The sequence below is a fragment of the Nocardia sp. NPDC060220 genome, from assembly GCF_042727815.1.
Lineage (GTDB): Bacteria > Actinomycetota > Actinomycetes > Mycobacteriales > Mycobacteriaceae > Nocardia.
The window spans coordinates 1-11479 of the sequence record NZ_JBHWZY010000127.1 but is presented as its reverse complement, the minus strand read 5'-3'; the positions used below and the strand labels follow the sequence as shown (position 1 = coordinate 11479).

General features: G+C 70.4%; 5 protein-coding genes. 4 read left to right on the top strand and 1 reads right to left on the bottom strand.

What is annotated here, in order from left to right:
• Window positions 1-29 precede the first annotated feature (29 nt).
• The gene (locus tag ACFWF3_RS09310; RefSeq protein ID WP_378993671.1) at window positions 30-692 is read right to left on the bottom strand and encodes a GNAT family N-acetyltransferase; all 663 of its coding nucleotides are present in this window, start codon (window positions 690-692) and stop codon (window positions 30-32) included.
• Window positions 693-947: 255 nt separating this feature from the next.
• Between ACFWF3_RS09310 and ACFWF3_RS09305 the strand changes: the two genes are divergently transcribed.
• The 4 genes from ACFWF3_RS09305 to ACFWF3_RS09290 are packed head-to-tail and all read left to right on the top strand — an operon-like array spanning window position 948 to window position 11370.
• The gene (locus ACFWF3_RS09305) at window positions 948-1700 is read left to right on the top strand and encodes a thioesterase II family protein (protein WP_379313202.1); all 753 of its coding nucleotides are present in this window, start codon (window positions 948-950) and stop codon (window positions 1698-1700) included.
• Complete coding sequence (locus tag ACFWF3_RS09300; protein WP_378993669.1) at window positions 1697-3010, top strand: polyketide synthase; 1314 nt, start codon at window positions 1697-1699, stop codon at window positions 3008-3010. Before ACFWF3_RS09305 ends, ACFWF3_RS09300 begins: the two co-directional genes overlap by 4 nt.
• The gene (nbtC, locus tag ACFWF3_RS09295) at window positions 3003-6146 is read left to right on the top strand and encodes a nocobactin polyketide synthase NbtC (RefSeq protein WP_379313201.1); all 3144 of its coding nucleotides are present in this window, start codon (window positions 3003-3005) and stop codon (window positions 6144-6146) included. Before ACFWF3_RS09300 ends, nbtC begins: the two co-directional genes overlap by 8 nt.
• Before the next feature lie 13 nt (window positions 6147-6159).
• Window positions 6160-11370, top strand: coding sequence for an amino acid adenylation domain-containing protein (locus ACFWF3_RS09290; RefSeq protein ID WP_379313200.1), 5211 nt, complete (start codon window positions 6160-6162; stop codon window positions 11368-11370).
• Window positions 11371-11479: the final 109 nt, after the last annotated feature.

Sequence of the window (11479 nt, the reverse complement as noted above, 5' to 3'; positions counted from 1 at the left end):
GGGCTCTTTTGTGTTCGGCTTTCTTGCGCTCAACGCGGCGCGATGATGTCTTCCGGAGTGCGCGGGACGTACTGCAACGCGATCCGCCGGTCGGGACGGACGTCGATCTCGCCGATCGGCTGGAACCCGGCCTTGGCCAGGCTGCGGGCGATCGCCACGTTGCGGTGGTCGGGGTCGGCCAACACGCGGCGGCAAGCGGGATCGGCTGCGAAGACGGCGGTGGTCATGGTGGAGATCCAGGCGGACATGATGCCCTTGCCGATCACCGCGGTGTCGGCGGTGGCGATGTGGAAGCCGGTATCGCTGGGGTCGCTGTCGTAGAAGCGACCGATCTCGTCCTTGGCGGCGCGGTAGAACTCCAGGTAGGCGATGTCGCGCACACCGAGTTCGGGCTCGCCGAGGACGGCGAAGTCCAGGCTGAGAATGCACGGGCGGGAATAGGTTCCGGCCAGCTGGGCGCGGAAGTTCTCGCGGCGGCGGTCGGCGTCCCAGTCCTGTTCCCAGGATTCGAGCAGGTGTGGGCGGGCCATCCATTCGGCGAGCAACTCGGGATCGGTGCCGTCGGGATCGGCCAGGCGCAGGCTGAACGGCGCCGCGAAGACCGGCAGCACGGGTGCGGGCGCGGCGGCCACCTCGGCGGGCAGATCGGTCTGCTCGCGGGGCAGCGCGGTGGGGGTCCCGGCGGGGTTCATCTACTCGGTGCTCCGTTCAATCGTAACCTTGGTCACCTCGATTGGTAAGGCTAGCCTATACTAATGGCTGGGTGTTACTGTTGCCCGACCGATCGCCCGGTGATAGCCGGGCCGTTCCCGATTCGGGTCGGATTCGGATGCAACAGGATTCGCCCCGTCCCGGACGACAGCGCCGGGCGGGCCCGTGCGTGAGCGCGGCGTTTGGATCGTGCGAAACGGCCGCGCAGCTTTGCGCGGCCGGTAAGGGAGAGCGACATGGCAAGAGAACTCGGCTGGATCAGGCAATTTCAGGCCCCCAGGACCGATTCCCTACCGCCGCTGATCGTCTTCCCGCACGCGGGCGCGGGCGCCTCGGCATATCGGGTGTTCGCCAAGCGTATGGCCGCCGACTTCGACACCGCGATCGTCCAGTACCCCGGCCGTCAGGACCGCGCGCGCGAAGCCGCCGCGCAGACTCTGCCCGAGCTGGCCGCCGGCGCCTTCGCGGCGTTCCGCGACTCCGCGCACAACACCGGCGCACCGCTCACCGTCTTCGGTCACAGCATGGGCTCCATCGTCGCGTTCGAATTCGTCCGGCTGGCCGAGGCCGCGGGGTTGTCCGTGCGTTTGCTGGTGGTCTCCGCTGCCGCCGCACCGCACCGAATCGCCGAGCTCCCCGCACATCCCACCGAGGACGACGAATTGCTCGACCACATGGCCACGCTCAACGGCACCGGCGCCGACGTGATGGCCAGCCGTGAGGTGATGCGGATGGCGCTGCCGGTCCTGAAGGCCGATTACCGCGCCTTCGACGCCTATTCCTGTGGTCCCGACGTGGCTGTCGCGACACCCGTGCTGGTGCTCGGTGGCGATGACGACCCGTTCGTCGGGCCGCGCGACCTCTACGGCTGGGACCAGAGCACCACCGCCGAGATCGAGGTCAACCTGTTCGAGGGCGGTCACTTCTACCTCGACGAGAACATCGACGGCATCGCCGAGGCGCTCGTCGGCAAGGCGCTCGCGCGATGAACTCCGATCCCATCGTGATCGTCGGGATGGGTGTCGAAGCCCCCGGCGGCGTCGAGACCCTGCCCGACTTCTGGTCCGCCCTCGCTTCCGGGCGTGAGCTGATCGGCCCGTTCCCGCGCGACCGTGACTGGCCGCTCGACGAACTGTTCGCCCTCGGCAGGCTCGAAGGCTGGGCGCCGGTCCGTGACGCGGGCGGGTTCCTCGACGGCGCGACCGACTTCGACGCGCAGTTCTTCGGCATCACCCCGCGCGAAGCGGTGGCGATGGATCCGCAGCAGCGCGTGGCCATGCGGGTCGCGTGGCGCGCGCTCGAGCACGCGGGCATCAATCCCGGTGCGCTGGACGGTGATTCGGCCGGTGTGTGGATGGGCGTCTCGACCGTCGAATACGGGCCACGGGTGGGCTCGGTGAACGAGTACAGCGGCTATCGCGCCACAGGGACGGCGCTCGGCGCGGTCGCCGGGCGCATCTCCCACGGCCTCGGCCTGGTCGGTCCCTCGATCAGTGTGGACACCGCGTGCGCGTCGTCGCTGACCGCCGTGCACCAGGCGGCCTCGGCGATCCGCGCGGGCGAGTGCGAATGGGCGCTGGCCGGCGGAGTGTGCGTGATGGGTTCGCCCGGCGCGTTCTACGAGTTCTCCAAGAACAACGCCCTCGCCACCGACGGCCACTGCCGTTCCTACGCCGCCGACCCCACCGGCACCCTCTGGGCAGAGGGCGCGGGAGTCATCGTGCTGGAACGGGAATCGCGGGCGAAGGCGCTGGGGCACCGGATCTACGGGCAGCTGCTCGGTTCGCGGGTCAACCACAACGGTTCCGGCGCCCCGATCGCGGTGCCGAGCGCGGGCGCTCAGCAGCGGCTGATCGAGGACACGGTCGCCGCGGCCGGGATCAGCGCCGACGACATCGGCCTGATCGAAGGCCACGGCACCGGCACCGCCGTCGGCGACCCGCTCGAATTGACCGCACTGGCAGCGACTTACGGCAACCCGGACCGCACCGACGGACCTCTGCTCGGCTCGGTGAAGTCCAACACTGGCCACGCCCAGGCCGCGTCGGGGATGCTCGGGCTCATCAAGGTGCTGCTGTGCGGTGCGCACGGCGCCATCGCACCGAGCCTGTGGGCAGACGCGCCCAACACCGAGATCGACTGGGACGCGACCAGTTTGCGCCTGGCCGCCGAACTCACCGACTGGGCGCCGCGCGCGGACGGCCTGCGCTATGCCGCGGTGTCCTCGTTCGGCGTCGCGGGAACCAACGCGCACGCCATCGTCGGCCTGCCGGTGCTGGAGGAGACCAACCATGGCTGAGTACCGCTTACCGGACGGCAGCGTTCCCGTCCTGCTGTCCTCCGACAGTGTCGAGGGACTGCGCGCCGAGGCGGCCGCCCTGCGTGCCTATGTTGCCGCGCATCCCGAGGCGAGCGCGCAACGATTGTCGGACATGCTGTTGCGCACCCGCGTGCCCCGTCGTCGCCGGGCGCTGATCCTGGCGTCGCCGACGGGCGCGACCGATGAGCTGTTGTCCGCACTCGACGCGATCGCGACCGGCTCCGAGCACGCACTCGTCGTGCACGGCGACGTGCCGGCGAGCGCGCGCCGGATCGGGTTCGTCTTCCCCGGCCAGGGCAGTCAGCGGCCCGGCATGGGCGCGACGTTCTATGAGCTGTCGGCCGACTACCGCGCGGTGGTCGACGAATGCGCCGCCATCCACGCCGAACGCTTCGGTCATTCCCAGCCGCTGCACTATCTGCTCGGCCACGAGGGGCAGTACGAGGACACGGTGTGGGAAGTGCAGCCCGCATTGATGTTCCACATGACCGGTCTGGCCGCGGTGTGGCGGGCGGCGGGTGTGGATCCGCACGCGACCGTCGGCCACAGCCAGGGCGAGCTCGCCGCGGGCGCGGTCTCCGGCGTGATGACGCTGCGCGACTCGGTGCTCGCGGTGACCCATCGCGCCCTGCTCGCGGACCGGCTGTCCCCGCGCGGTTATTCGATGGCGGTCTTCGGGATGGACCGCGAGAGCGTGGAAGCGCTGATGGCGCGGCACTCGGGGTGGGCCGAGCTCGCGGTCGTCAACTCGCCGCACATCATCGCCATCTCCGGTGAACGCGGCGCCGTCGTCGATCTGGTGGCCGCCGCTACCGCGCGCGGTCAGTTCGCGCGGGAGATCCGGGTCGCCTTCCCGGCACACACCTCCATCGTCGCCGAGGTACGGACCGAGTTCGAAGGCTTCCTCGGTGACGAGATGAGCGCACCGAACTTCTCCGCCTCCGAGATCCCGTGCTACGGCGCGACTCTCGGCGAGATGATCACGCCCGACCTCAAGCAGGAGGAGTACTGGTACTGGAACCTGCGCAACCGCGTCCGGTTCGACCGCGCCGTGGTCAGCGCGGGCAGTGACGGCGTCGACCTGCTGATCGAGGTCGCCGAACACCCTGTGCTGCAACTGGCCATCCAGGAAAACCTCAGCCTGGTCCCGAACCGTCCCGGCCTGCCCGCGCGGGATTTCCGCGTCCTCGGCACGTCGCTGCGCACCGCGGACGGGCTCTCGGAGTTCACCCGCAATCTCGCCCAGGTCGCCGTCCTCGACATCGACTACCGCTGGGACGCACTGCGAGTCGACGACACCGTCAGCCTCCCGCTGCGCGACTTCCCGCACACCGTCACCAACGCCAAGCGACTGTGGGCTCCCCTCGGCGCCCATGAGACCCCCGCCGAACTCGTGGTCTCCACCCCGAAACCGCAACGGCTGGTGGAACAGTGGATTCCGGTGCAGCGTCGCGCGCTGACCGCGCCGCGGAGCCTCCTCGTCGTCGACCACACCGGCGAATGCGCCGAGCTGGCCGCCGCCCTGGTGGCCGCCGCGGACCGCCACGGCGCCGATGCGCGCGTGATCGGAGCCGCCGACGCGCCTTCGGGCCAGGACGCCCGGGACCACGCTGTGGGCACCGCCGACTCCGTGGTCGTGCTGTTGCCCGCTGCCGGCGACGACGACAGCGCCGGTGCGATCGACGCGCTGGTGCGGTTCTACGCCGAACGCGCCTGGGCCCCGGCATTGTCCGCGCTGCGCCCCGGTGGCGAGTGCTGGCTGCTGACCGTCGGCGGCGAGACCGTCCACGACGGTGACCCGATTCCCGGGCTGTTCCAGTCGGGCGTCAGCGCCGGATTCCGCAGTGTGGGTATCGAGAACCCGGGAATCCTGTTCCGGCACCTCGATCTCGCCGCGACCGAATCCGCTCCCGCCCAGGCCGCCAAGATCGTTGGTGCGGTGCACTCCAGCGGGGAAGCCGAGTTGGCGCTGCGCGCCGGCAAGCTGTTCGTCAAGCGCCTGGTCGTCGATACCACCAATGAAACCGGTTCGCTCGGAACAGATCTCGATCACGTGGTGATCGTCGGTGGTACCGGTCAGCTGGGTCTGCGGTTCGCCGATCAGCTGGCGCGCACCGGAGCGGGCCGCGTCACGCTGCTGAGCCGCAGCGGCGAAACCGAGGCGCTGGCACCGGAACTGGCGCGGCTGCGCGGTATCGGCGCGACCGAGGTCGTGGTGCGGTCGTGTGATGTCAGCGATGTCGACGCCGCGAAGGCGTTCGGTGCCGAGATCGCCGATCGCCCGGTCGACCTGGTGATTCACGCCGCGGTCAACTATGTGGACGCCGAACTCGACCAGATCACCGGCGACGCCGTGCGCACCGCCGCCGCCGCGAAGCTGCGCGGCCTGGACAACCTGATCGACGCGGTCGCGCTGACCGTGGACTGCCGGGTTCTGCTGTGCTCGTCGATGGCGGCGACGCTGGGCGGACGCGGACAGGTCCTGTACGCGGTGACCAACCGCATGCTCGACGTGGCGGCCCGCAGGCTGCGCGCCCGTGGCATCGCCGCCGCGAGCCTGCAGTGGGGGCTGTGGAGCGTGGCCGGCCCGCTCGACGATGCCGGGTTCGCCCGGGTCGAAGAGGCAGGCGTGTTCCCGATGGTGCCCGCGGACGCGATCGAGGCAGGGCTCGCCGCGCCGGTGCGCGACGGCATGATCATCGCCGCCGACTGGGACTTCCTGCGCGAGGTGCTCGGCGCGTTCGGCCAGGCCAGCGTGCTCACCGGTCTCGAATCCGCCACGCCCACACCGCAGGTGACACCGGTGCCCGCCGCCACCGTGAGTGCGGTTCCGGCGGACGTTGCCGCTGCGGCGCCCGCGGCGCCCACCGATAATTTCCCGCTCGACCTGCGCATGCGCACCGAACTGCTCAAGGTGATCGGCGGTGACAGCGCCGAATCCATCGACGCCACCATGCCCTTGGTCGCACTCGGCCTCGATTCCTTGCAGGCCTTGGACTTCCGCAAGCGCGTGCGAGCGGAACTGGATCGCGATCTGCCGGTCGCGGCGATTCTCGGCGGCGCATCGCTCGACGATGTCGTGCTGCTCATGGCACAGAACACCAACCAGGGCTGAGGGGCCGAAGAACATGTCTGACACCGAAGCCACCCTGTCCGTCGCCGAGCGCCGCAAACTGCTGCTCCAGCAGAAGCTGCGCGAACGCGGCATGGCCGTAGTGAACGCCGAACCCGTTGCCGTACCGCGTATTCCGGTGGGGGAGCGGCGCCCGCTCACCCCCGGCCAGCGCCGCATGTGGTTCCTGCAGACCCGCGACGCCGACGACACCGCCCTCAACATCTGTGTCGCCTACCGTCTCACCGGCCCGCTCGACGCCGATCGCCTGCACGCGGCGTTCGACCAGGTGGTGGCTCGCCACGACATCCTCCGCACCACCTACGGCGCGGACGTCGACGGCACGCCGTATCAGGTGTTCGCCGCCGACGCACCGGCCGAATGGTCGACCCACGACCTCACCGAGCTCGCGGAGTCGGGTCGTGACCTGCGGGTGGAGGTGCTGGCCCAGCGTGAGTTCGGTCGTCCGTTCGCGCTCGGCACCGAACTCCCGCTGCGCGCGACGCTGATCCGCACCGGGACCGACGAGCACGTCGTGCTCCTCACCATCCACCACATCGCCTGGGACGACGACTCCTGGGCGGTGTTCTTCGCCGAACTGAACGCCGCGTACCGGGCCGGGCGGCCGAGCGCCGCCGCCGGGTCGAGTACCGCGGGATCGTCCACATCGAGCGCCCCGGCCGCCTCACCCGACGAAGCGAACGCGGCAGGCAACGGCGATTCGGCGCTCGGCCGTGACACCGTGCAATTCGCGGCCATCGCGTCGACCGCGGAACCCGCCGAGGCCGACGTGGCGTTCTGGCGCGAGGCCCTGCGCCCGCTGCCCGAACCCCTCGAACTGCCCGGCTCCGCCTCGGCCACCCCCGGCCGCAACGCCCAGCGCCGCACCCACCGTCTGCCTGCCGAGCTCGTCACCCGGACCGAACAGTTCGCCCGCGAACAGGCCGCGACCCCGTTCATGGTGCTGCTCGCCGGTTTCGACGCGCTGATCCACCGCTACACCGCCGCCGACGACTTCCTCGTCTCCATCCCGGTGACCGATCGCCCCGCGGGCACCGAACAGCTCATCGGCTACTTCGGCAACACGCTGCTGCTGCGCGCCACCATGGGCGCCCACGCCGACTTCACCCAGCTCGTCGCCGCGGTCCGCGACACCTGCACCGGCGCCTTCGCGCATCGGGGTGTCGGCATCGATCGTGTCGTCCGCGAGGCGAACCCGGATCGGGTGGCCGGGCGCGACGGCTTGGATCAGCTGGTCCGCCTCGGTTTCTCGGTGCGCAAGAGCGCCGACGGTTTCGCCCTCGACGGCGTGAACTCCACCCAGCTCGAACTCGGCGCGGCGAGCGCGCAGGTGCCGTTGGCGCTGGCCATCGTGCTCGACGCCGACGGCACCGCGGTGGTGGAAGCCGAGTACCAGACCGATGTGCTGGCCGAGGCCCTCGTCGACCAGTTGCTCGCGCACTTCGGTCAGCTCCTCGACAGTGCGTTGCGCGAGCCGCGACGCAGACTCGCCAACCTCGACATGCTCGGTGCCACCGACCGCGCGACCCTGCTGGATCGCTCGCACGGCGCCCTCGTCGATGAACCGGCGACCACCCTTGTCGCCCTGCTGGAATCGGCTGCGGCCGCCGCCCCCGACGCGCTCGCACTGCTCTCCGACGACACCGAGCTCACCTACGCCGCGCTGCACGCGCGCGCGAATCGCCTGGCCCACTGGCTGATCGGGCAGGGCGTCGGCACCGAGGACCTCGTCGGCCTTCGCTTCGGCACCTCGGTGGAGTTCATCGTCGCCGTGCTCGCCGTCCTCAAGGCCGGTGGCGCCTATCTCCCGATCGATCCGGCCTACCCGCAGGATCGCATCGAGTACCTGATCGAGGACGCGAACCCTCGATTGTTGCTCGGCGCAGTCGAATTGGCCGCTGCCGAAGAGATGGCCGCCGGTCTCCCCGCGACCGCGCCCACCGATGCCGAGCGCCTGCGTCCGCTGCTCCCCGCGAACCTGGCCTACGTCATCTACACCTCCGGCTCCACCGGCAAGCCCAAGGGTGTTCCGGTGCCGCACAACGCGATCGCCGAACACATCGTCTGCTTCACCGCCGACTGGAACATGACCGCCGCCGACCGCCTGATGCAGTCGTCGTCGGTGAGTTTCGACGCCTCGCTGGTCGACATCGCGATCACCCTCACGGTCGGCGCGCAACTGATCGTGCCCAAGCCCAACGCTTTCCGCGATATCCGCTACGTCGCCGACCTGATAACCCGCCGCCAGGTGACGGTGCTGCACATGGTGCCGTCGATGCTGAGTACGTTCCTGCTGCTGCCCGAGATCAGTGAATGGCAGTCGCTGCGCCAGATCCCCGTCGGCGGCGAGGCGCTGCCCGGCGAAGTCGCCGACCGGTTCTTCAACACGCTGGAGGCCGAACTCCGCAATCACTACGGACCGACCGAGGCCGTGGTCTGCTCGACCCATATGCCGGTCGCGGGTCCGCAGGGTACCGGCGTGGTGCCGATCGGCGTCCCCAACCGCAACGTCTACACCTACGTCCTCGACGAGGCACTGCAGCTGGTGCCCGACGGCGTCGTCGGTGAGCTCTACCTCGGTGGCGATCAGCTCGCCCGCGGCTACCTGGACCGTCCCTCGCTGAGCGCGCAGCGTTTCGTCGCCGACCCGTTCGCGGCGGCCGAGGGCGGCCCCGCGATGGGCGCCCGCATGTACCGCTCCGGTGACCTGGTGCGCCGCAACGCCTTCGGCGAGCTCGAGTTCGTCGGCCGCGCCGACGAGCAGGTGAAGGTGCGTGGTTTCCGCATCGAGCTCGGCGAGGTCGAGGCCGCGATCGCCGCGCATCCCGCCGTCGCCCACTGCGTGGTCGTGGTGACCGAGGACCCCGCCATCGGCGCGATGCTCGCCGCCTATGTGGTGCCCGCCGAGGGCACCGTCGACCTCGAACAGGTCCACGCGTTCGCGGCAGGCGGACTGCCGGAATACATGGTGCCCAGCGCGTTCGCGGTGATCCCCGAGATCCCGCTCACCGTCAACGGCAAGCTCGACAAGCGCGCCCTGCCCGCGGCGTCCCCCGCCGTGGTACGCACCCACCGCGCTCCGGCCACGGCCACCGAACGCAAGGTGTGCGCCCTGTTCGGCGCCCTGTTCAACCTCGACGAGGTCAGCGCGGAGGACTCGTTCTTCGAACTCGGCGGGCACTCCCTGCTCGCGGCGCGCCTGGTGGCGCAGGTCCGCGCGGAGTTCGGCATCGAGCTCGACGTGCGCGTCGTGTTCGACAGCCCGACCCCCGCCGCCCTGGCCGCCGATCTGGTCGCCCGCTTCCTGGCGGAATTCGATATCGACCTCGACGCCGTCGACAACGACTTCGACGACGCCCCCGCCGAGAGCACGACCACCGACCCGGCCGAAACCGTGACGGCGGATACCGCGACCGCCGGACCGGGGCGGTCCAGCCGCCCCGCGATCGGTGGGCGCCCGCGCGGCGAGCGCGTTCCGCTGTCGTACTCGCAGCTGGCGATGTGGTTCCAGTACCGGATGGAGGGTGCGGGCTCGGTCGGCAACCTGCCGCTGGCCCTGCGCTTCGACGGCGCACTCGACATCGCCGCCCTGCGTGCCGCGCTCGATGACGTGGTCGCCCGGCACGAGTCGCTGCGCACCACCTTCCCCGAACACGACGGCGTGCCCTACCAGGTGGTGCACCCCGCCGCACCGGTCCCGCTGCCGGTGCGCGAGCTCGCCGCCGGGCAGCTCACCGAGGCACTCGCCGAGATCGCCGGCTACCACTTCACCCTCGACGGTGAGCCGCTGATCCGCGCCGAACTGCTCGTGCTCGACGCGGGCGCCCACGTGCTCTCGCTGCTGGTGCACCACATCGTCGCCGATCACGCGTCCTTCGGCGTGCTGCTCGACGACCTCACCGCCGCCTACCGGGCTCGCAGCGAACAGGGCGGCGCCCCGAACTGGGCGCCGCTGCCGGTCCAGTTCGCCGACTACGCGCTGTGGCAACGCGAACTGTTCGACCAGGCCGCACCGAGCGCGTTCGCCACCGACCAGATCGAGTACTGGCGGTCCACGCTCACCGGTGTTCCCGAGGAGATCGCGGTCGCCCACGATCGGCAGCGTCCGCCGGTGCTCGGCAAGCGCGGTGAAGTGGTGAGCTTCTCGCTGCCCGCCGCCGTGCGCTCCGGGCTCGAATCGCTCGCGGTCCGCAGCGGCGCCACCGAGTTCATGGTGTGCCAGGCCGCGGTCGCCACCCTGCTGCACACCCTCGGTGGTGGCACCGACATCACCCTCGGCACTCCCGTCGCGGCGCGCACCGATCCGGCGACGACCGCCCTGATCGGGCTGTTCGCCAACATGGTGGTGCTGCGCAACGACCTGTCGAACGCGCCGACGTTGCGCGACACCGTGGTTCGGGCACGCAATGTGGTGCTCGACGCCAACGCCCACCCGGAGCTGCCGATCGAGCGCCTGGTGGAAGCGATCAACCCGCGTCGCTCGCGCTCGCGGAACCCGTTGTTCCAGAGCATGATCCACTTCCGTGGCGCCGACTGGGCACCCACCACGCTCCCGTTCGCGACCTCGGGGGAGAGCACCGTCACCGTGCTGCCCGCCGACTTCGACGTCTCGTTCCTGGATCTGAACCTGAGCCTGAACGTGACCGCCGAGGGCGGCATGGACGTCCGCGTCGTCGTCAACGCCGATCTGTACGAACCGGCCACGGCCGCGCTGATCGCCGACGCGCTCGCCGCCACGCTGCGCGCCTTCGCCGAAACGCCGGACCTGCCGGTGGCCGACCTGCGTGTGCTGCCCGCCGCGGATCTCGAGCGTCTGCTGGCCACCCCCGCCCCGGTGGCCGCGAGCGCCGTCGCCACCGGTGCGGCGGCCGACTCCGACACCGAGCGCACCCTGATCGCGCTGATCGAGGAACTGCTGGAAATCGACGACGTCGTCGGCGGGGACAACTTCTTCGCCCTCGGTGGTGACAGCGTCATCTCCATCCAGTGGTCGGCGCGCGCCGATGCCCTCGGCTTGCCGCTGTCGCCGCAGCTGGTGTTCGAATGCGCCACGATCACCGAACTGGCCGCCGCCGTCGACGCCGCCGCCGGTGACGCGACGCACGCCGATGAGCCCGAACAGGTTTCGCACGCGCCGATGAGCGCGTCGGGCCTGGAATCCGACGCCCTGTCCGCGCTGACGGCCGCCTGGTCCGCGCAGGGATGAGCACGAACGTCGGGATGAACGAGCAGTTAGGAAGGGACGCAGCATGAGTGCGCCGCAGATCGAAGACGTACTCGCGCTGAGCCCGTTGCAGGAGGGGCTCTTCTCGCTC